Source organism: Kluyvera sp. CHPC 1.2972, assembly GCF_036759925.1.
GTDB lineage: Bacteria > Pseudomonadota > Gammaproteobacteria > Enterobacterales > Enterobacteriaceae > Kluyvera.
Genome location: NZ_JAPKIB010000003.1, coordinates 394,773 through 416,313, shown reverse-complemented (window position 1 = coordinate 416,313; position 21,541 = coordinate 394,773). Strand labels below are relative to the sequence as shown.

Genomic DNA, 21,541 nt, shown 5'->3' with positions numbered 1-21,541 from the left:
TGAGGAATTTCCCCGTTAACGCGGGGAAACCCAAACCAAGCGGCGACGATACTTTGACACGTCTAACCCTGGCGTTAGATGTCATGGGGGGCGATTTTGGTCCTTCCGTGACAGTGCCTGCAGCATTGCAGGCACTGAGTTCTAATCCGCAACTCTCACTTCTTTTAGTCGGTAATCCCGACGACATTACGCCATTACTTGCCAAAGCTGACTTTGAACAACGTTCACGTTTGCAGATTATCCCTGCCCAGTCGGTTATTGCCAGTAATGAGCGGCCCTCGCATGCTATCCGCCATAGCCGCGGTAGTTCAATGCGCGTGGCGCTTGAGATGGTGAAAGAAGGGCGGGCTGAAGCCTGCGTCAGCGCCGGGAACACCGGTGCGCTGATGGGGCTGGCAAAATTATTGATCAAGCCCATTCAGGGGATTGAGCGCCCGGCGCTGGTGACGGTTCTGCCGCATCAGCAAAAGGGCAAAACGGTGGTGCTGGATCTCGGTGCCAACGTGGATTGCGACAGTAACATGCTGGTGCAGTTTGCCGTCATGGGTTCGGTCATGGGCGAAGACGTGTTGGGCATTGAAAACCCGCGCGTTGCGCTACTGAACATCGGTGAAGAAGAGATTAAGGGTCATGATAGTATTCGTGATGCCTCATTAGTGTTAAAAACAATCTCTTCCCTCAACTATATCGGCTATCTTGAAGCCAATGAGCTGTTGACGGGAAAAACCGATGTGCTGGTTTGCGATGGCTTCACAGGTAACGTCACCTTAAAGACGATGGAAGGGGTTGTCAGAGTGTTCCTCTCGCTGCTGAAATCACAGAGTGAAGGGAAAAAACGGTCGTGGTGGCTGCTTTTATTAAAGCGTTGGTTACAAAAAAGCCTGACAAGGCGATTCAGTCACCTCAACCCCGACCAGTATAATGGCGCCTGTCTGTTAGGATTGCGCGGCACGGTGATTAAGAGTCATGGTGCAGCCAATCAGCGAGCCTTTGCGATCGCTATAGAACAGGCAGTGCAGGCGGTGCAGCGACAAGTTCCTCAGCGAATTGCCGCTCGCCTGGAATCCGTATACCCCGCAGGATTCGACACTCTGGAAGCTGGTAACCGATAGTGCCAGCGCCCCGATGGTTGAATAGGGCGGCTATATTAGCGAAAAGTGACTGAGCGTACATGTATACGAAGATTATTGGTACCGGCAGCTATCTGCCTGAGCAAGTGCGGACTAACGCCGATCTGGAAAAAATGGTTGATACGTCTGACGAGTGGATTGTCACCCGTACAGGTATCCGTGAGCGCCGTATTGCTGGCCCTGATGAAAACGTGTCTACGCTGGGTTACGAAGCGGCAAAACGCGCGCTGGAAATGGCGGGCATTGAAGCCAGCGAACTGGGGCTGATTGTGGTTGCTACCACTTCTGCTACCCACGCTTTCCCAAGCGCAGCTTGTCAGATTCAGGAAATGCTGGGCGTGAAAGGCGCACCGGCATTCGACGTCGCGGCAGCGTGCGCAGGTTTCACCTACGCGCTGAGCGTGGCCGATCTGTACGTCAAAACGGGCGCAGTGAAATATGCGCTGGTGGTCGGTGCCGATACGCTGGCACGTACCTGTGATCCTACCGATCGTGGCACGATCATTATCTTCGGTGACGGCGCGGGCGCCGTGGTGCTTGGTTCGTCCGAAGAACCTGGCATCATCTCTACCCATCTGCATGCAGACGGGAGCTACGGTAAGCTGCTGACGCTGCCTAACGCCGATCGCGTTAACCCGGAAAACTCCATCCATCTGACGATGGCGGGTAACGAAGTCTTTAAAGTCGCGGTCACTGAACTGGCGCACATCGTTGATGAAACGCTGGCAGCCAATAACCTCGACCGTTCTGAACTGGACTGGCTGGTGCCGCACCAGGCGAACTTACGTATTATCAGCGCGACGGCGAAGAAGCTCGGCATGTCGATGGACAATGTCGTCGTCACTCTTGACCGTCATGGCAACACCTCCGCCGCTTCCGTGCCGTGTGCCTTTGATGAAGCGGTACGCGACGGTCGCATTAAACGCGGTCAACTGGTGCTGCTCGAGGCCTTCGGTGGCGGGTTCACCTGGGGTTCTGCGCTGGTTCGTTTCTAAGTATAAGGATTATAAACATGACGCAATTCGCTTTCGTGTTCCCGGGTCAGGGTTCACAAGCGGTAGGCATGCTGTCTGAACTGGCAGCAACCTATCCGGTTATTGAAGAAACTTTTCATGAAGCTTCCGCGGCGCTGGGCTACGATTTATGGGCGCTGACCCAACAGGGTCCTGCTGAAGAACTGAACAAAACCTGGCAGACTCAGCCTGCGCTGCTGACCGCTTCCGTTGCCCTGTATCGTCTGTGGCAGCAGCAGGGCGGTAAAGCACCTTCTCTGATGGCCGGTCACAGCCTGGGCGAATACTCTGCGCTGGTTTGTGCGGGCGTGATTGCTTTTGCTGATGCAGTGCGTCTGGTCGAGATGCGCGGCAAGTTCATGCAGGAAGCGGTACCAGAAGGTACCGGCGGCATGTCTGCTATCATCGGTCTTGACGATGCGTCTATCGCCAAAGCGTGCGAAGAGTCCGCGGAAGGCCAGGTGGTTTCTCCGGTTAACTTCAACTCGCCGGGCCAGGTAGTTATCGCCGGTCACAAAGAAGCGGTTGAACGTGCGGGCGCAGCCTGCAAAGCAGCGGGCGCTAAGCGTGCATTGCCGCTGCCGGTCAGCGTGCCATCCCACTGTGCGCTGATGAAGCCTGCAGCCGAGAAACTGGCCGTAGAGCTGCAGAAAATTACCTTTAACGCGCCGACCGTTCCGGTTGTGAACAACGTCGACGTGAAGTGCGAAACCGATGCCGACGCGATTCGTGACGCGCTGGTTCGCCAGCTGTACAGCCCGGTTCAGTGGACCAAAACCGTTGAGTTTATGGCATCCCAAGGCGTAGAGCATCTGTATGAAGTTGGTCCGGGTAAAGTCCTCACCGGCCTGACCAAACGTATTGTAGATACCCTGACTGCATCGGCCATTAACGAGCCGGCTGCCCTGTCAGCGGCACTTGCGCAATAAAGAGGAAAGCATGAGCTTTGAAGGAAAAATTGCACTGGTAACGGGTGCAAGCCGCGGTATTGGCCGCGCAATCGCTGAAACTCTCGTCGCTCGCGGCGCGAAAGTTATCGGTACTGCGACCAGCGAAAGCGGCGCGCAGGCGATTAGCGATTATCTGGGTGCAAACGGTAAAGGTCTGCTGTTGAATGTGACTGACCCGGCATCTATTGAATCTGTTCTCGGAAATATCCGCGCTGAGTTTGGCGAAGTCGACATTCTGGTCAATAATGCCGGGATTACTCGTGATAACCTGTTAATGCGCATGAAAGATGACGAGTGGAACGATATTATCGAAACCAACCTGTCATCTGTTTTCCGTCTGTCAAAAGCGGTAATGCGCGCTATGATGAAAAAGCGTCATGGGCGTATCATCACTATCGGTTCTGTGGTTGGTACCATGGGAAATGCAGGTCAGGCTAACTACGCTGCGGCGAAAGCGGGTCTGATCGGCTTCAGTAAATCACTGGCGCGTGAAGTTGCGTCACGCGGTATTACTGTGAACGTTGTTGCTCCGGGCTTTATTGAAACGGACATGACGCGTGCGCTGACCGATGAGCAGCGTGCGGGTACACTGGCGGCAGTTCCTGCGGGGCGCCTCGGCACTCCAAATGAAATCGCTAGTGCGGTTGCATTTTTGGCCTCCGACGAAGCAAGTTACATCACTGGTGAAACGTTGCACGTAAACGGCGGGATGTACATGGTCTGATTGTGTTTTGCACAAAGTGCTCAGACAACGGGCAATCTACGTATGTCTGAGTATGATTAGTGCAAAATCATTTGCGTTATGAGGGCAAACACCCTCAAAATAGCGTAAAATCGTGGTACGACCTGCCGGGATTTAGTTGCAAATTTTTCAACATTTTATACACTACGAAAACCATCGCGAAAGCGAGTTTTGATAGGAAATTTAAGAGTATGAGCACTATCGAAGAACGCGTTAAGAAAATCATCGGCGAACAGCTGGGCGTTAAGCAGGAAGAAGTGACCAACAATGCTTCCTTCGTTGAAGACCTGGGCGCAGATTCTCTTGACACCGTTGAGCTGGTAATGGCTCTGGAAGAAGAGTTTGATACTGAGATTCCGGACGAAGAAGCTGAGAAAATCACCACCGTTCAGGCTGCCATTGATTACATCAACGGTCACCAGGCGTAAGTGAACATCTCCAGGCGGTCATTCGACCGCCTGAGTTTTATCTTTTTGTCCCACAAGTATCTATTTTATCCCTCCCTGGAGGACAAACGTGTCTAAGCGTCGTGTAGTTGTGACCGGACTGGGCATGTTGTCTCCTGTCGGCAATACCGTAGAGTCTACCTGGAAAGCTCTCCTTGCCGGTCAGAGTGGCATCAGCCTGATCGACCATTTCGATACTAGCGCCTATGCAACCAAATTTGCTGGCTTAGTAAAGGATTTTAACTGTGATGACATTATCTCGCGCAAAGAACAGCGCAAGATGGATGCCTTCATTCAATATGGAATTGTCGCTGGCGTTCAGGCCATGCAGGATTCTGGCCTTGAAATTACGGAAGAGAACGCCCACCGTATTGGCGCCGCTATCGGCTCCGGTATTGGCGGTCTCGGTCTTATCGAAGAAAACCACACCTCTCTGGTGAATGGTGGTCCGCGTAAGATCAGCCCGTTCTTCGTTCCGTCGACGATTGTTAACATGGTGGCAGGTCACCTGACCATCATGTTCGGTTTGCGTGGGCCAAGCATCTCCATCGCGACTGCCTGTACTTCCGGTGTGCACAACATCGGCCAGGCTGCGCGTATCATCGCTTATGGCGATGCGGATGCGATGGTTGCTGGTGGCGCTGAAAAAGCCAGTACCCCTCTGGGCGTTGGCGGTTTCGGTGCGGCGCGTGCGCTGTCTACGCGTAACGATAACCCGCAGGCGGCGAGCCGTCCGTGGGATAAAGAGCGTGATGGCTTTGTGCTGGGTGACGGCGCAGGCATGGTCGTACTGGAAGAGTACGAACACGCGAAAAAACGTGGCGCGAAAATCTATGCTGAAGTCGTTGGCTTCGGTATGAGCAGCGATGCGTACCACATGACCTCACCGCCGGAAAACGGCGCAGGTGCAGCGCTGGCGATGGTTAACGCCATCCGCGACGCAGGCATTGACGCGGGTCAGATTGGCTACGTGAACGCCCACGGGACTTCGACGCCAGCAGGTGATAAAGCAGAAGCGCAGGCCGTTAAGTCTGTCTTCGGCGACGCTGCTAGCCGTGTAATGGTCAGCTCCACTAAGTCTATGACCGGTCACCTGCTGGGTGCTGCGGGCGCAGTAGAATCTATCTACTCTATCCTGGCACTTCGCGATCAGGCTGTTCCGCCAACCATCAACCTGGATAACCCGGATGAAGGTTGTGACCTGGACTTCGTGCCTCACGAAGCGCGTCAGGTCAGCGGTATGGAGTACACCCTGTGTAACTCCTTCGGCTTTGGTGGTACCAACGGTTCACTGATCTTCAAAAAGGTATGAGCCTGATTGTCTGATGGCGACGCGCTATCAGACAACGCATCGATTAAGGCCCGCCTGTCGGGCCTTTTTTTATTCAGCTTTCTCTGCTTGTTCAACGCGTTTCATCCTGCGACACTACCCGACCATCAATAAGGAGCCGCTATGTTCTTGATTAATGGCCTCGCGCAGAACACCCTCGCGGTGAACGATCGCGCAACCCAGTTCGGCGACGGCTGCTTTACCACCGCCAGAGTGGTCAACGGCAGGGTTCAGCTTCTGCCTGCGCATATTGCCCGCCTGCAATCCGCCTGTCGGCGACTAGCCATTCCCTTCGAATCATGGTCAACACTCAGCGATGAGATGGTGATGCTGGCGCAGCGTCTGCAAAATGGCGTACTCAAAATCATCCTAAGCCGCGGAGCAGGTGGTCGCGGCTACAGCGGCAGCGCTTGCCAGACGCCGACGCGGATACTTTCTACCTCGGCAACTCCTGCCCATTATGCGCGCTGGAAAGCGGAGGGGATTACGCTTGCACTCAGCCCGGTAACGCTTGGCCGTAACCCGTATCTCGCCGGGCTTAAGCACCTTAATCGCCTCGAGCAGGTGCTGATCCGTTCTCATCTTGAGCAGACAACGGCTGATGAGGCCCTTGTCCTTGACAGCGACGGGTGGCTTACGGAATGCTGTGCCGCCAATCTGTTCTGGCGCTGCGGACGGGATGTGTTTACGCCGCGCCTGGATCAGGCCGGAGTGGATGGGATTATGCGTCAGTTTATTATTGCGCAGCTGGCACGCTCGGCGTTTCACGTTGTCGAAGTGAATGCGCCACTGACGGCGATAGCGGATGCGGATGAAGTGCTTATTTGTAATGCGCTGATGCCGCTTATCCCCGTTCAGCGCTACGCGGAGCAACAATGGCCTGCCCGCGAACTTTACCAATTTCTAGCCCCACTTTGTGAGTCGCCTGATTAGCATGAAGAAAATGTTACGCGTAGTTTTGTTACTGTTGGTTATTCTGGGTATCGCCGCCGGTGTCGGCGTGTGGAAAGTCCGACAGCTCGCCAACAGCACCCTCCTGATTAAAGATGAGACCATCTTTACGCTAAAAACCGGCACCGGGCGACTGGCGCTAGGCGACCAGCTTTACGCTGAAAAAGTGCTTAACCGTCCACGGGTGTTCCAGTGGCTGCTGCGTCTTGAACCAGAGCTTTCCCACTTTAAGGCTGGCACCTACCGCTTAACGCCGCAGATGACCGTGCGTGAAATGCTGCAGCTGCTGGGTAGCGGCAAAGAGGCGCAGTTCCCGCTGCGTTTTGTGGAAGGGATGCGCCTCAGCGACTATCTCAAGCAGCTGCGTGAAGCACCGTACATCAAACACACGTTGAGCGACGATAAATACGCCACGGTGGCCGAAGCGCTTAAGTTCGATAACCCGCAATGGGTGGAAGGCTGGTTCTGGCCTGACACCTGGATGTACACCGCCAACACCAGCGATGTGGCTATCCTCAAGCGCGCGCACCAGAAAATGGTCTCGCAGGTCGATAAAGTCTGGGAAGGGCGGGCGGATAACCTGCCGTACAATGACAAAAATCAGCTGGTGACGATGGCCTCGATTATTGAGAAAGAGACCGCGGTACCCGAAGAGCGCGATCGCGTAGCGTCGGTGTTTATCAACCGCCTGCGCATTGGCATGCGTCTGCAAACCGATCCAACCGTTATTTACGGCATGGGTGAGCGCTACGATGGAAAGCTTTCCCGTAAGGATCTTGAGACCCCAACCGCGTATAATACCTACACGATTTCTGGCCTGCCGCCGGGGGCGATTGCTAGCCCTGGCGAAGCCTCGCTGAATGCCGCCGCGCATCCGGCAAAAACGCCGTACCTCTATTTTGTGGCCGACGGCAAAGGCGGGCATACGTTTAATACCAATCTTGCGAGCCATAACCGCTCGGTACAGGATTACCTGAAAGTGCTAAAGGATAAAAATGCGCAGTAATTACATCGTCATTGAAGGACTGGAAGGGGCGGGCAAAACCACCGCTCGCGACGTGGTTGTCGAAACGCTTCGCGACCTCGGCGTAAACGATCTGCTGTTCACCCGTGAACCGGGCGGCACAGTGCTGGCAGAAAAACTGCGCAGCCTGGTGCTGGACATCAAATCAGTCGGCGACGAAGTGATTACCGATAAAGCGGAAGTGCTGATGTTCTACGCCGCGCGCGTCCAACTGGTTGAAACGGTAATCAAACCGGCACTGGCGAGCGGGAAGTGGGTCATTGGCGACCGTCACGATCTCTCCACTCAGGCCTATCAGGGCGGTGGTCGCGGTATCGATAGAGAGATGCTGGCGACGCTGCGCAATACCGTGCTCGGCGATTTTCGTCCGAACCTGACTATTTATCTCGACGTGACGCCGGAAGTAGGCCTGAAGCGCGCGCGTGCGCGTGGTGACCTCGACCGTATTGAGCAGGAATCGCTGAACTTTTTCAACCGCACCCGCGCCCGTTATCTGGAGCTGGCGGCGGAAGATAGCAGCATTATTACCGTTGATGCCACCCAGCCGCTGGACAACGTGATGAACGATATCCGCGCGGCGGTTACCGCCTGGGTTGCGGAGCAGCAGGCATGAAATGGTATCCGTGGTTACGCCCACCGTTTGAGCAGCTTGTCGCAAGCTACCAGGCTGGACGGGGTCACCACGCGCTGCTGATTCAGGCGCGCGGCGGAATGGGGGCTGATTCACTGGCCTACGCCATCACCCGTTTTCTGATGTGCCAGACCCCCGACGGGCATAAAAGCTGCGGTCAGTGCCATAGCTGCCAGCTGATGCAGGCGGGGACGCACCCGGATTACTACGTGCTGCAGCCGGAGAAAGGCAAAAGCACGTTGGGCATCGACGCGGTGCGCGACACCAGCGAAAAGCTGTACGAACATTCACGCCTTGGCGGGGCGAAAGTGGTGTGGATTGCCGATGCGGCACTGCTGACTGAAGCCGCCGCCAACGCGCTGTTAAAAACGCTGGAAGAGCCGCCGAAAAACACCTGGTTCTTCCTCGCCTGCGAAGAGCCCGCGCGCCTGCTGGCGACGTTGCGTAGCCGCTGTCGCGCATTCCATCTGGCGCCGCCGAGCGAAGCCTATGCGCTGGCGTGGCTGGAGCGTGAAATCAGCCAGCCGCGCGAGACGCTGCTCACCGCGCTGCGCCTGTGCGACCATGCACCGGCGGCCGCGCTGGAACTGCTGGCCCCAGAAAGTTGGGGGGCGCGTAAAAAGCTCTGCCAGGCGCTGAGTGCCACCTTAACCAGCGGCGACTGGCTGGCGCTTTTGCCGACGCTGAACCATGATTCAGTCGTGGCGCGCCTGCACTGGTTCTCGTCGCTGCTGCTGGACGCCCTGAAGCATCAACAGCACATTACGCGGCTGACCAACGCCGATAGCCTTGGCTTAGTGCATCAACTGGCGAACACGCTATCCGCTTCACGCCTACAGGTGATAGCCGCCGATGCCTGCACCTGCCGTGAGCAGCTGCTGAGCGTGACGGGGCTGAACCGGGAATTGATCCTCACCGAGCGCCTGCTGCGCTGGGAACAATATTTGCAACCTGGTGTGGTACTGCCAGTATCCCACCTCTAAGAGAGACACCATGTTTTTAGTCGACTCGCATTGCCATCTTGATGGCCTTAACTATGAATCCCTGCACAAAGACGTTGACGATGTGATGGCGAAAGCCGCCGCGCGCGACGTCCGTTTTGCCCTTGCAGTCGCCACTACCATACCTGGCTATCGCAGCATGCGTGAGCTGGTGGGTAATCGCCCGGAAGTGGTCTTCTCCTGCGGCGTTCACCCACTGAATCAGGACGAGCCGTACGATGTCGAAGAACTGCGTCGTCTGGCGGCGGAAGAGGGCGTGGTTGCGATGGGGGAAACCGGGCTGGACTACTTCTACACGCCGGAAACCAAAGCGCAGCAGCAACTCTCTTTTCGCCAGCACATTCAGATTGGCCGCGAGCTGAACAAGCCGGTCATCGTACATACCCGCGATGCGCGTGCCGACACCCTGGCTATTCTGCAGGAAGAAAAGGTGACGGATTGCGGCGGTGTACTACACTGTTTCACTGAAGATAGAGAGACGGCGGGTAAGCTGCTGGATATGGGTTTCTATATCTCGTTTTCCGGCATTGTCACTTTCCGTAATGCGGAGCAGCTTCGCGATGCCGCACGCTATGTACCGCTGGACAGGCTGCTGGTTGAGACCGATTCCCCGTACCTGGCTCCGGTACCGCATCGTGGTAAAGAGAACCAGCCAGCGATGGTACGAGACGTGGCAGAGTACATGGCGGTGCTGAAGGGCGTAAGCCTTGAGCAGCTTGCGCTGCAGACGACCGATAACTTTGCCCGCCTTTTCCACATCGGCCCATCCCGCCTGCAATCTGCCTGATTTCATAGCTTATTTTATTGCTCGTAATTAATAGACAAAGCGAGTACAGTTCACCGCCATAAAAGTGGCGGTGAATGTTATTTCTGAAACATACAGACACGTTTTATGTAAAGAAGATTAAGATTTTACGCCATAGCTCTTTGAAACGTGATAGCCGTCAAACAAAACCGGAGTGAATTATTTTACTCTGTGTAATAAATAAAAAGGGCACTTAGATGTCCTGTCCCTGGTGAGTCTCTCCCCTCTCACCAATGCGTGAAAACGTAGATATACACAACGTGTATAACAAAAGTACAAATACTCAGGAGCACTCCTAATTATGTTTAAGAATGCATTTGCTAACCTGCAGAAGGTCGGTAAATCGCTGATGCTGCCGGTTTCCGTGCTGCCTATCGCAGGTATCCTGCTGGGCGTCGGTTCCGCAAACTTCAGCTGGCTGCCAGCCGTCGTCTCTCATGTTATGGCAGAAGCAGGCGGTTCTGTTTTTGCTAACATGCCGCTTATCTTCGCTATCGGTGTGGCATTAGGCTTCACCAATAACGATGGCGTATCCGCACTCGCCTCAGTCGTCGCTTATGGCATCATGGTGAAAACCATGGCTGTGGTTGCGCCGCTGGTACTGCATTTACCGGCTGAAGAAATCACCGCTAAACACCTGGCTGATACCGGTGTTCTTGGCGGTATTATCTCCGGTGCAATTGCTGCGTACATGTTCAACCGCTTCTACCGCATCAAGCTGCCAGAATATCTGGGCTTCTTCGCGGGCAAGCGCTTTGTACCGATCATCTCAGGTCTGGCCGCTATCTTTACCGGTGTGATCCTGTCCTTCATCTGGCCACCAATCGGTACTGCTATCCAGACCTTCTCTCAGTGGGCTGCTTACCAGAACCCGGTTGTGGCGTTTGGTATCTACGGCTTCATCGAGCGCTGCCTGGTGCCGTTCGGTCTGCACCACATCTGGAACGTTCCATTCCAGATGCAGATTGGTGAATACACCAACGCCGCAGGCCAGGTATTCCACGGTGATATCCCTCGCTACATGGCAGGTGACCCGACTGCGGGCAAACTGTCCGGCGGCTTCCTGTTCAAAATGTACGGCCTGCCGGCTGCGGCGATTGCCATCTGGCACTCTGCTAAACCAGAGAACCGTGCAAAAGTGGGCGGTATCATGATCTCCGCAGCGCTGACCTCGTTCCTGACCGGTATTACCGAGCCGATCGAGTTCTCCTTCATGTTCGTTGCGCCGATTCTGTACATCATCCACGCGATTCTGGCTGGTCTGGCGTTCCCGATCTGTATCCTGCTGGGTATGCGTGACGGTACGTCGTTCTCTCACGGCCTGATCGACTTTATCGTACTGTCCGGTAACAGCAGCAAACTGTGGCTGTTCCCGATCGTCGGTATCTGCTATGCGATCGTTTACTACGTTGTCTTCCGCGTGCTGATTAAAGCACTGGACCTGAAAACCCCGGGTCGTGAAGATAACACTGAAGACACCAAAGCAACCGCAACCAGTGAAATGGCTCCGGCGCTGATTGCAGCCTTCGGCGGTAAAGAAAACATCACGAACCTTGATGCATGTATCACCCGTCTGCGCGTGAGCGTAGCCGATGTAGCGAAAGTTGATCAGGCTGGCCTGAAAAAACTGGGCGCTGCTGGCGTGGTGGTTGCAGGTTCCGGCGTTCAGGCGATTTTCGGTACTAAATCCGATAACCTGAAAACCGAGATGGACGACTATATTCGTAATCACTAATTGATTACGAGGTCGTAAGATTGGGGAGACTAAGGCAGCCGAATGGCTGCCTTTTTTACGTCTGTGAGATGGGAGTCAATCCCGGCGGCGCTTCGCTTGGCCGGGCTACATGGAAACCTGTAGCCCGGGCGAGGCGCGCATGCGCCGACCCCGGGGAACATCGTGCTCAGGCTGACAAAAATCAGAACTGATAGCTAGCCGTAATGCTCACGTTGCGCGGCTCACCGTAGACGATAGAACCGTCGATATTGGTATCGTAGGTTTTATCAAACAGGTTGTTGAGGTTGCCCTGCAGCGCAAAGTTTTTAGTCACCTGGTAACGGGTGAACAGGTCTACCAGCGCATAGCTTCCCTGTTCAGCGCGGAAGGTGCCAAATGGGGTAACGGTGTCTTTATAGACGCGGTTCTGCCAGTTAACGCCGCCGCCAACGGTCAACTCAGGTACGGACGGCAGGCGGTAGCTGGTGAACAGCTTCACGGTGGTGCGCGGCAGGTTAGGGTTTACCGCATTGCCTTCATTGTCTTCAGCCACATAGCGGGTGGCACCAAAGGTCATCTGCCAGTTATCGGTCAGCGCGCCGTTGAGTTCAAACTCAACGCCTTTGCTGACGGTACCGTCGGCGGTGGTATAAGCAATCTCACCATTACTGCCGGCAATCGGCACCCCGGTAGACTGCGCCAGGTTATCCTGCTCGATACGGAATACGGCAAGCGTGGTGGTCAGGCGACTGTCCATCCAGTCAGACTTCAGACCAACCTCATAGTTGTTGCCGGTAATCGGTTTCAGGTATTTGCCCGAGCTGTCTTTGTCGTTTTGCGGCTGGAAGATGGAGGTATAGCTGGCGTAAGTTGACCAGTTATCATTGATATCGAACACCAGACCCGCATACGGCGTGGTGTGATTTTGCTCCATATTGTAGGCCAGCGTATCGACGCTCCAGTTGGTGTAGCGCGCGCCAACGATCAGGTGCAGCGGGTCAGCCAGCGTGATACGCGTCGCGGCATACAGCGATTTCATGCGCGTGGTATCGTCCTGCGCCAGGCTTTGCGGGTTCCAGTTGGTCTCTGGGAAATTGGCGCTGTCGAAGTTAGCGAAGTTGCCGACAGCATCCGGGAAGACGTTAGCCCAGGAGCTGACATAGCGGTTGTTTTGTTTGCTGTAGCTGCCGCCCAGTACCAGATTATGCTGGCGGCCGAACAGGTCATAGCTGCCATCGGCGTACAGATCTAACGCGTCAACTTTTCGCTTACCGCTGTTCCAGCCCGTCCCGCCGACATATTCATAATCCTTGCCGTAGCTACCGTATGGGCCAACCAGCGTGCCGTCCGCCTTATTCACGTAGGCATCGATGTACATCATTTTACTGTCGAACTTCACCTCTGAGTGGGTGGCGTTCAGCGTTGCCTGCCAGGTATCGGCAAAGCGTTGGGTCAGCGTCATGAAGACTTTGTTGATGTCTTTATCGTTGTAGGCCCAGTCCGGTGAGGTGCTATGCGCACGGTCATAATGGTTAGTGCTGCCGTCGGTATTCCAGCGCGGCAGGCCACCCCACGTTGGGCTGTTAACGTTGATGCGCTGATATTCATAGCCTACGGAGAGGCTGGTGGTATCACCAAGATCCGCATCCAGAATACCGGAGAAGAAGGTTTTATCGTTGTTATAACGATCGAGCCAGGAGTCATTGTTTTGATAGCCAGCAACGATGCGTGCGCGAACTTTACCATCATCGGTTAGCGGGCTTTGCAGGTCGGCAACATAGCGCTGTTTGTTCCAGCTACCGTACTCAGCGGAAAGGTTGCCTTTGAATTCCTGGCTGGTGGCATGTTTACGGATCATGTTAATGGAGGCGGAAGGGTTTCCTGTCCCCGTCATCAGCCCATTTGCCCCGCGAACCACTTCTACACGTTCAAACAGAGCGGTATCGGAAAGCGCATCGCCCAGATTCCAGCGAGATTCAAAATAGGTCGGAATGCCATCGACCATATAGTTATCAATCGCAAAACCGCGGGAGAAGTAGCTGGTGCGGTCGGAGTCGGCCTGGCTGCTGGTGATACCGATGGTGTTGTTCATCACATCGCCGAGCGTCTGTAGCTGCTGATCCTGCATGCGCTGTTCGCTGACAACGCTGACCGACTGCGGGATATCGCGCTGGATCATCTGCATTTTAGTGCCAGCAGTGGTCGATTTTACGCTGTAGTCCTGCGCATCGTCAGTCGTGCCGCTGTCCGTTGAGCCATCGACGATGATGGTATCTTCGTTGCTGCTTGCCGCGATGCTGAGGCCAGGGTAGAGCGCCAGGGTGACGCCCATCGCCAGCAATGACGGCGTGAGACGTCCGTTCCGGGTGTTGGAAGAAAAAGACATGGTAAGTCCTTAATCAAACGAGTGTTGTTGTGTCCCGCAGCTCTGTGGCCGCGGTCAATGAAATATGCCACTGCGCATTTGAAAGTAAATGCAAACGAGAAATATACGCATTTTTATTCAAATGTAAACAAAAGTAAGTCGGGATATAACAGGAAATGAAACGGTTTTTCAGTAGGCAGGTTTAGAGGTGTTCTGGGAGATTGCCCGGTGGCGCTGCGCTTACCGGGCCAACATCAGCAGGGGAGTGAGCCGGGTAAGCGTCGCGCCACCCGGCAGGGGGAGACTCAGGCGATCGCGTTCTCTTCAAGCTGGCGCATAAACTGGCGCACCCACTCCATACGCGTTTTACGCTCGCTCAGGTCCTGGAAGAACTTCAGGCGCGTCGGGCCGTCGAGACGATAGTGCTGCGGCTGTTTTTGCAGCAGACCAATCAACCACGTCGGGTTCACGTGATTCTTCTCGGCAAACTCAATCACGCCGCCTTTCTCATTGCCTTCGAGCTTGCGGATCCCGAGCTTCTGCGCCTGCTGGCGTAAACGGGCGATATCCAGCAGGTTGCGCGCGGCATCGGGCAGTAGGCCGAAGCGGTCAATCAGCTCAACCTTGATTTCGTCCAACTCATTCTCGCCCTTCGCGCTAGCTACCCGCTTGTAGAACGACAGGCGGGTGTTGACGTCCGGAATAAAATCATCCGGCAGCAGCGACGGCATGCGCAGTTCGACCTCGGTTTGCTGGCTGGTCAAATCCTCCAGCGATGGCTCGCGGCCCTCTTTGAGTGCATCGACGGCGTTTTCCAGCAGCTCCATATATAGCGAGAAGCCGATGGTCTCCATGGAGCCACTTTGATCTTCGCCGAGCAGTTCACCCGCACCACGAATTTCAAGGTCGTGGGTCGCCAGCGCGAAGCCCGCGCCAAGGTCTTCCAGTGAGGCGATGGCTTCCAGACGTTTTTGCGCATCGGTGGTCATCGCTTTCGGATGCGGCGTCAGCAGCCAGGCGTAGGCCTGGTGGTGCGAACGACCGACGCGACCGCGCAGCTGGTGCAGCTGGGCCAGGCCGAAGTGGTCCGCCCGCTCGATGATAATGGTGTTGGCGGTTGGGATGTCGATACCGGTTTCGATGATGGTGGTACACACCAGCACGTTGAAACGCTGGTGGTGGAAATCGTTCATCACCCGTTCCAGCTCGCGCTCGCGCATCTGCCCGTGGCCGATGGCGATACGCGCTTCCGGCACCAGCTCCGCCAGCTTATCGGCGGCTTTCTGAATGTTTTCAACGTCGTTGAACAGGTAGTAAACCTGACCGCCGCGCAGCGTTTCACGCAGAATCGCTTCGCGCACCACCAGGCTGTCGTACTCGCGCACGAAGGTTTTCACCGCCAGACGGCGGGCCGGTGGGGTAGCAATAATCGACAGATCGCGCATGCCGCTCATCGCCATGTTCAGCGTACGCGGAATCGGTGTGGCAGTCAGGGTCAGAATATCGACGTCGGCGCGCATCGCCTTAATGCGCTCTTTATGGCGCACGCCAAAGCGGTGTTCTTCATCGACAATCAACAGGCCCAGGTCACGCAGCTTAACGTCGCTTTGCAGTAGCTTATGGGTACCGATCAGAATATCGATTTTACCCTCGGCGGCTTCGGCCAGAATTTGCGTCTGCTCTTTGGCGCTCCGGAAGCGCGACAGCATCTCAATGCGCACCGGCCAGTTGGCGAAACGGTCGCGGAAGTTGTCGTAGTGCTGCTGGGCAAGCAGGGTGGTTGGCACCAGTACCGCAACCTGCTTATGGTTTTCAACCGCGAGGAAGGCGGCACGCATGGCGACTTCGGTTTTACCAAAGCCCACGTCGCCGCACACCAGTCGGTCCATCGCCAGCGGCTGGCACATGTCGCTCAGCACCGCGTTAATCGCCTGTGCCTGATCCGGCGTGGTCTCAAACGGGAAGCTATCGCAGAACAGCTGATACTGCTCACGGTCGTGTTTGAAGGCAAAGCCCTCTTTGGCGGCGCGCTGGGCGTAGATATCCAGCAGTTCGGCCGCTACGTCGCGCACCTTCTCGGCGGCTTTCTGCCGCGCGCGCGTCCAGGCGTCGCCGCCCAGCTTATGCAGCGGCGCGTTCTCTTCCGCACCGCCCGCGTAGCGGCTGATAAGGTGCAGCGAAGAGACCGGCACGTACAGCTTGGCATCGCTGGCGTAGGTGAGCATCAGATACTCGCCGGTAATCCCGCCTGCTTCCAGCGTGGTCATCCCGGCATAGCGGCCAACGCCGTGCTCCAGGTGGACCACCGGCTGGCCAATATGCAGTTCCGCCAGGTTGCGGATAAGCGTGTCCGGGTTAATGGTGCGACGCGCATCCTGACGACGTCGCGCCACGCGCTCGCCGAGCAAGTCGCTTTCGCAGATTAACGCCAGGTTATTCTGGGTATCGATAAAACCATGCTCGGCGGCGCCAATCATCAGATAGCGGTTGTTGCCGGTGGCTTCATCCAGACGCTGAATACGTTTTGGCGCCAGCTTAATGCGCGACAGCAGTTCACCCAGTGCTTCACGACGGCCCTCGCTCTCTACCGAGAAAATCACCGGGCCGGTAAACGACTCAATAAACTTACGCAGGCTCTCCAGCGGCGACTTGTTCTGCGCCTGAACGGCAAGCTCTGGCAGCGGCTGGAAGCCGAGGTTAGTGTTGGCGGCTTTCTTCGGCAGGCTCTCGGTTTTGAGCTGTACGCGCGGCCATTTTTTCAGCTCGCTGTTTAGCTCATCCGTTTTCAGCCAGAGTTGGGCAGGCGGCAGCAGCGGACGCATCGGGTCGACGCCGCGGTTTTCAAATCGCGCCTGGGTATCGGCCTGGAAGCGGTTCGCGCTGGCGTCGATATCACCGGTATTAACCAGTAGCGTATTGGCCGGGAAGTAGCTGAATAGCGGCGGCAGCGGTTCGCTGAAGAACAGCGGCTGCCAGTATTCAATACCGGCAGGCAGCGTGCCTTTGCTGACCTGCTGATAGATATGTTCGGCGTCGCGCTTGACGTCGAACTTATCGCGCCATTGGCTGCGGAACAGTTCGATGGCGGTTTTATCGGTCGGGAATTCGTGCGCTGGCAGCAGGTTAATGGCGTCCACTTCTTCGAGCGTGCGCTGGCTGTCGACGTCGAAGACGCGCAGGCTGTCGATTTCATCGTCGAAGAAGTCGAGGCGGTATGGCTGCTCGCTGCCCATCGGATAGAGATCAAGCAGCGCGCCGCGGGTGGCGTACTCCCCGTGCTCCATCACCTGATCAACGTGGCGATAGCCTGCGCCTTCGAGCTGATTACGCAGCGCGTCGCGTGACAGGCGCTGGCCTTTTTTCATCACCAGCGCGTGGCCATGCAGGAAACTGTGTGGGCAGACGCGCTGCATCAGCGTGCTGACCGGCACAATCAGTACGCCGCGCTGCATGGTTGGCAGCTGGTATAGCGTCGACAGGCGTGAGGAGATAATGTCCTGATGCGGGGAGAAGCTGTCGTAAGGCAGCGTTTCCCAGTCGGCGAGATTCATCACCAGATTGTCGGTGAACTGGCCGATTTCGTCGTGCAAACGCAGCGCATTTTGCATATCCGGGGCAATAAGGATCACCGGGCCTGCGTGACGTTCAGCAATCTCTGCCACCAGCGTCGCGCAGGCGGCACCGGTCAGTTCGCCAAGCTGGCGCTGGTCGCCAGGTTTACTCGGTAGGTCGTAACGGGCATGTTCAGGCATAGTCGGCGCACGTTCTCCAGAAAGCCGTGTTCTCACGGTAATAATATAAATTTGCTGTACTTATTATCCGTGATGGCGGCGGGAGTGCAACCGCATAAAATGATGAATCCGGCGGATCAGAGCGTTTGTCGCTTCTGCTGGCTGAGCTTGCGGTACTGCTGCGGTGACATCCCGACGTAGCGGCTGAAGGTGCTATAGAAGCGGCTGCTGGAGCGAAAGCCCGCCGTCATCGCCACATCAAGGATGGTTTTATCGGTGTCGCTCAGCAGGGCGCGTACGTGGTTAATGCGCATGGCGGTGATGTACTGCTTTAAGGTGAGCTGCATCACGCGCTGAAAAATGCCCATCGCATAGTTAGCGTTGAGCTTGACGTGATCCGCCACGTCGTTAATGGTCAGCGCCTGATCGTAGTTATCGGCAATAAAGCCCAGCATCTGGCTGACGTAAAACTGCGCGTGGCGCGAGACGCTGTTCTTGTGGGTACGCGAGGTTTTGTTAAGCAGGATGGGCTGCCAGCCGGAGAGGCTAAAGCGTTTGAGCATCAGGCCGATCTCATCGATCGCCAACTGGCGAATCTGTTCGTTCGGGCTGTAGGCCTCCTGCTGCCAGCGCAGCACTTCAAAGGTGCTGAGCTGCTGAGTCGCCAGCGATTGCACCACCATGCCGTGGGTGACATGGTTAATCAGTTCCCGGTCCAGCGGCCAGGAGAGAAACTGGTGCATTGGCAGGCTGAAAATCGCCATCTGCCGACAGTCGCCCGGCCGCGTCAACTGATGCGGAGTACAGGCCCAGAACAGGGTGATGTGCCCCTGTTTAATCTGCACCACTTCATTGTTAATCAGATACTCCACATCGCCGTCAAACGGCACGTTGACCTCCACCTGACCGTGCCAGTGGCTGGCAGGCATGGCGTGCGGCCGACGCAGTTCAATGTCCATGCGCTGGTATTCGGAATAGAGCGACAGTGGGCTACGGGTCTGCTTTTCATCGCCGTTGCACATATGCGGATCGCGGGGCAGAAAGGTGATTGGCTCGTCGCTCATGGTGACTCCGTTTCCTGAATTATCAGAATCATGCCAGCAGGGCAGACTCAAACGCGGGTGCTATTATATCCGTTAGCTATGTTTCGGTGAGTTGTAGGTGCAAGCCTGCGGCGTCAGTGCTTACCGGAAAATGTGTATTTTGCTGAAAGCGTTAGAGGCCTCCGAATGCGAGCCATTGTGCTTAGGGCCGGGAGAGTTGGACCATGTAGAGCAAAGAGAGATAGTTCTGGCGGGTACTGGAGAAAATGTCCAGAAGGGCCATATCTTCTTTGGGGAAATATCGATATAGGCAGAGATACTGCGAATCTACGTCTAACCAGCGTTGCAGCGTTATGCCCATTTGCAGGGCACCTGGGTCTGGTGGGTAGCGCGTCGGATTGGTTTCAATCGCGTCGAGTGCCCGCTCCAGTAAGTCGGCCGTGAAAGCCTGGGCCTCTTTCAGCGGCATCCGTGTCGCTTTGTACGCTTCTATGACATCGAGCGTTTGCTCGGCAGTCCTGGTAATGTATACGATCGTCACGTTGTCCTCCTGGACCCACTGTTACTCCGCCGCTCTCCTGCGGGCAAGGGCATCGCGACCAGAACTATAATGGCCTTCCTCATAATCACGCTGGGACAACCCGACCAGTTTCAGCATGGCTGCAGTTTCCATGTGCAGCTGGCGTTCGGCCAGTTCCGCTTCACGTTCGTCGGCGGTCTGCACAAACAGCTCTGTCGTGCCATTTTTGGTGATATAGACCCCACCTCTGAATTGCTCAGGGTTGCCAAGCATTTCGCGAGCCGACTTTTGGGAAATCGTGGTTGTCATCGTTTTACACCTTATCTCATTGGCCAACGGTCTGGATGACCGTGCTGGCATACTGTCACTGTCTACATTAGCAACAGTTCGCAAGGGGTGCAATATTTGTCATAAATTTTACCCCCCCCTCTGTTTTTAATTGTCGCACTTGCCATTAGCGCAAAAGCGGCATTTAGCACCACCCTCTCTACCAAACGATTCAGGCAATCCTGCATAAAGCGTCTGACCAGTTCGGCGGTCATAAACAGATACTAGCCTGATTAGCAGGCCGGATACTCTGCTTTTTAGTCAAATTACTCCCAAAAACTCAGATCTTGTCGCGAGCGGCATCAGATCTGAGTTTTTGGGAATGCTCATCAGGGAAGACGGAGGTTTTCGGCCAGGGCGCGTGCCACGATAAAGGCGTTCACTACTGTTTCTGGAGAGTCATGATGACAGCACCAAAGATTACCTTTATCGGCGCGGGTTCGACCATTTTTGTTAAAAATATTCTGGGCGATGTTTTTCATCGCGAGGCACTTAAATCAGCGCATATCGCCCTGATGGATATCGACGAGACGCGCCTTGAAGAGTCGCACATTGTGGTGCGCAAACTGATGGATTCCGCCGGTGCGTCCGGCCATATCACCTGCCATACCGACCGTAAAGCGGCGCTGCAGGGGGCTGATTTTGTGGTGGTCGCCTTCCAGATTGGTGGCTATGAGCCATGCACCGTGACCGATTTTGAGGTCTGTAAACGCCACGGGCTGGAGCAGACCATTGCCGATACCCTCGGCCCTGGCGGCATTATGCGTGCGCTGCGCACCATCCCACACCTGTGGCAAATTTGCGACGACATGACCGAGGTCTGTCCTGACGCCACCATGCTTAACTACGTTAACCCGATGGCGATGAACACCTGGGCCATGTACGCCCGCTATCCACATATCAAACAGGTGGGGCTGTGTCACTCGGTACAGGGCACGGCGGAAGAGCTGGCGCGTGACCTGAATATCGACCCTACCACGCTGCGCTACCGCAGTGCCGGGATTAACCATATGGCGTTCTACCTGGAGCTGGAGCGTAAAACCGCCGACGGTCGCTACGTTAACCTCTATCCGGAACTGCTGGCCGCCTATGATGCGGGGCAGGCGCCGAAACCGAATATTCACGGCAATGAACGCTGCCAGAATATCGTGCGCTATGAGATGTTTAAAAAGCTGGGCTATTTCGTCACCGAGTCGTCAGAGCACTTTGCAGAATACACCCCGTGGTTTATCAAACCGGGGCGCGAGGATCTGATTGAACGCTATAAGGTGCCGCTGGATGAGTATCCAAAACGTTGCGTCGAGCAACTGGCGAACTGGCATAAAGAGCTGGAAGAGTACAAAACCGCCGACCGCATCGATATCAAACCGTCGCGCGAATACGCCAGCACCATTATGAACGCTATCTGGACCGGCGAGCCGAGCGTGATTTACGGCAACGTCCGTAACGACGGGCTTATCGATAACCTGCCGCAGGGCAGCTGCGTTGAGGTGGCGTGTCTGGTGGATGCCAACGGTATCCAGCCAACTAAAGTGGGCGCGATTCCGTCGCATCTGGCGGCCATGATGCAAACCAATATCAACGTGCAGACGCTGCTGACCGAAGCGATTCTGACCGAAAACCGCGACCGCGTTTACCACGCGGCGCTGATGGACCCGCATACCGCCGCGGTGCTGGGCATTGAAGAGATTTACGCGCTGGTGGATGACCTGATTGCCTCACACGGCGATTGGCTGCCGGCCTGGCTGCACCGTTAAGCCCAACTGCGCCGGGCGTAAGACCCGGCGCTTACCTCTCTAATAACAGAAGGCGGGCGCT

General features: G+C 55.8%; 18 protein-coding genes. 13 read left to right on the top strand and 5 right to left on the bottom strand.

Annotation, left to right across the window (positions count from 1 at the left end):
• Window positions 1-53: 53 nt before the first annotated feature.
• The 12 genes from plsX to ptsG all read left to right on the top strand — a co-directional run bounded on the left by plsX (window position 54) and on the right by ptsG (window position 11,758).
• Window positions 54-1,112 (top strand): phosphate acyltransferase PlsX, encoded by a 1,059-nt coding sequence (gene plsX, locus V6944_RS08055; RefSeq protein ID WP_333498572.1) that lies wholly within the window; start codon window positions 54-56, stop codon window positions 1,110-1,112.
• 59 nt (window positions 1,113-1,171) lie between these two features.
• Window positions 1,172-2,125 carry a beta-ketoacyl-ACP synthase III gene (locus tag V6944_RS08050; protein WP_333498571.1) on the top strand — a complete coding sequence of 318 codons (954 nt, stop codon included), beginning with the start codon at window positions 1,172-1,174 and terminating at the stop codon, window positions 2,123-2,125.
• A gap of 17 nt (window positions 2,126-2,142) precedes the next feature.
• A complete protein-coding gene (fabD, locus tag V6944_RS08045) occupies window positions 2,143-3,072 on the top strand; it encodes an ACP S-malonyltransferase (protein WP_333498570.1) in 930 nt (309 codons plus the stop codon).
• Window positions 3,073-3,082: 10 nt separating this feature from the next.
• A complete protein-coding gene (gene fabG, locus V6944_RS08040) occupies window positions 3,083-3,817 on the top strand; it encodes a 3-oxoacyl-ACP reductase FabG (protein ID WP_035894171.1) in 735 nt (244 codons plus the stop codon).
• A 209-nt stretch (window positions 3,818-4,026) separates the two neighbouring features.
• Window positions 4,027-4,263 (top strand): acyl carrier protein, encoded by a 237-nt coding sequence (gene acpP, locus V6944_RS08035; protein ID WP_000103754.1) that lies wholly within the window; start codon window positions 4,027-4,029, stop codon window positions 4,261-4,263.
• Window positions 4,264-4,351: 88 nt separating this feature from the next.
• Entirely contained in the window at window positions 4,352-5,593 is a 1,242-nt protein-coding gene (fabF, locus tag V6944_RS08030) for a beta-ketoacyl-ACP synthase II (RefSeq protein ID WP_185666409.1), read from the top strand.
• Between the two features lie 141 nt (window positions 5,594-5,734).
• Window positions 5,735-6,544: an aminodeoxychorismate lyase gene (gene pabC / locus V6944_RS08025; RefSeq protein ID WP_333498569.1), complete on the top strand. Its 810-nt coding sequence runs from the start codon at window positions 5,735-5,737 to the stop codon at window positions 6,542-6,544.
• Window position 6,545: 1 nt separating this feature from the next.
• On the top strand, window positions 6,546-7,568 hold the full coding sequence (yceG, locus tag V6944_RS08020) for a cell division protein YceG (protein WP_333498568.1): 1,023 nt from the start codon (window positions 6,546-6,548) through the stop codon (window positions 7,566-7,568).
• Window positions 7,558-8,199, top strand: coding sequence for a dTMP kinase (gene tmk / locus V6944_RS08015; RefSeq protein ID WP_333498567.1), 642 nt, complete (start codon window positions 7,558-7,560; stop codon window positions 8,197-8,199). The genes yceG and tmk overlap by 11 nt, the downstream gene beginning before the upstream one ends.
• Window positions 8,196-9,200: a DNA polymerase III subunit delta' gene (holB, locus tag V6944_RS08010; protein ID WP_333498566.1), complete on the top strand. Its 1,005-nt coding sequence runs from the start codon at window positions 8,196-8,198 to the stop codon at window positions 9,198-9,200. Before tmk ends, holB begins: the two co-directional genes overlap by 4 nt.
• Window positions 9,201-9,210: 10 nt before the next feature.
• Window positions 9,211-10,005, top strand: coding sequence for a metal-dependent hydrolase (locus tag V6944_RS08005; protein WP_333498565.1), 795 nt, complete (start codon window positions 9,211-9,213; stop codon window positions 10,003-10,005).
• A gap of 319 nt (window positions 10,006-10,324) precedes the next feature.
• Window positions 10,325-11,758 carry a PTS glucose transporter subunit IIBC gene (gene ptsG, locus V6944_RS08000; protein WP_220440298.1) on the top strand — a complete coding sequence of 478 codons (1,434 nt, stop codon included), beginning with the start codon at window positions 10,325-10,327 and terminating at the stop codon, window positions 11,756-11,758.
• Between the two features lie 181 nt (window positions 11,759-11,939).
• Here the strand turns inward: ptsG and fhuE are convergent, their stop codons facing one another.
• The 5 genes from fhuE to V6944_RS07975 form a co-directional block, all read right to left on the bottom strand.
• Window positions 11,940-14,123, bottom strand: a complete 2,184-nt coding sequence (gene fhuE / locus V6944_RS07995) for a ferric-rhodotorulic acid/ferric-coprogen receptor FhuE (protein WP_333498564.1) — start codon at window positions 14,121-14,123, stop codon at window positions 11,940-11,942.
• 284 nt (window positions 14,124-14,407) lie between these two features.
• Complete coding sequence (gene mfd, locus V6944_RS07990; protein WP_333498563.1) at window positions 14,408-17,854, bottom strand: transcription-repair coupling factor; 3,447 nt, start codon at window positions 17,852-17,854, stop codon at window positions 14,408-14,410.
• A gap of 116 nt (window positions 17,855-17,970) precedes the next feature.
• A complete protein-coding gene (melR, locus tag V6944_RS07985; protein WP_185666400.1) occupies window positions 17,971-18,897 on the bottom strand; it encodes a transcriptional regulator MelR in 927 nt (308 codons plus the stop codon).
• Between the two features lie 181 nt (window positions 18,898-19,078).
• Complete coding sequence (locus V6944_RS07980; RefSeq protein WP_185666399.1) at window positions 19,079-19,417, bottom strand: hypothetical protein; 339 nt, start codon at window positions 19,415-19,417, stop codon at window positions 19,079-19,081.
• A 21-nt stretch (window positions 19,418-19,438) separates the two neighbouring features.
• Window positions 19,439-19,705, bottom strand: coding sequence for a hypothetical protein (locus tag V6944_RS07975; protein ID WP_185666398.1), 267 nt, complete (start codon window positions 19,703-19,705; stop codon window positions 19,439-19,441).
• 419 nt (window positions 19,706-20,124) lie between these two features.
• Here V6944_RS07975 and melA point away from each other — a divergent pair, with 419 nt between their 5' ends.
• Window positions 20,125-21,480 carry an alpha-galactosidase gene (gene melA, locus V6944_RS07970; RefSeq protein WP_333498562.1) on the top strand — a complete coding sequence of 452 codons (1,356 nt, stop codon included), beginning with the start codon at window positions 20,125-20,127 and terminating at the stop codon, window positions 21,478-21,480.
• Window positions 21,481-21,541 lie beyond the last annotated feature (61 nt).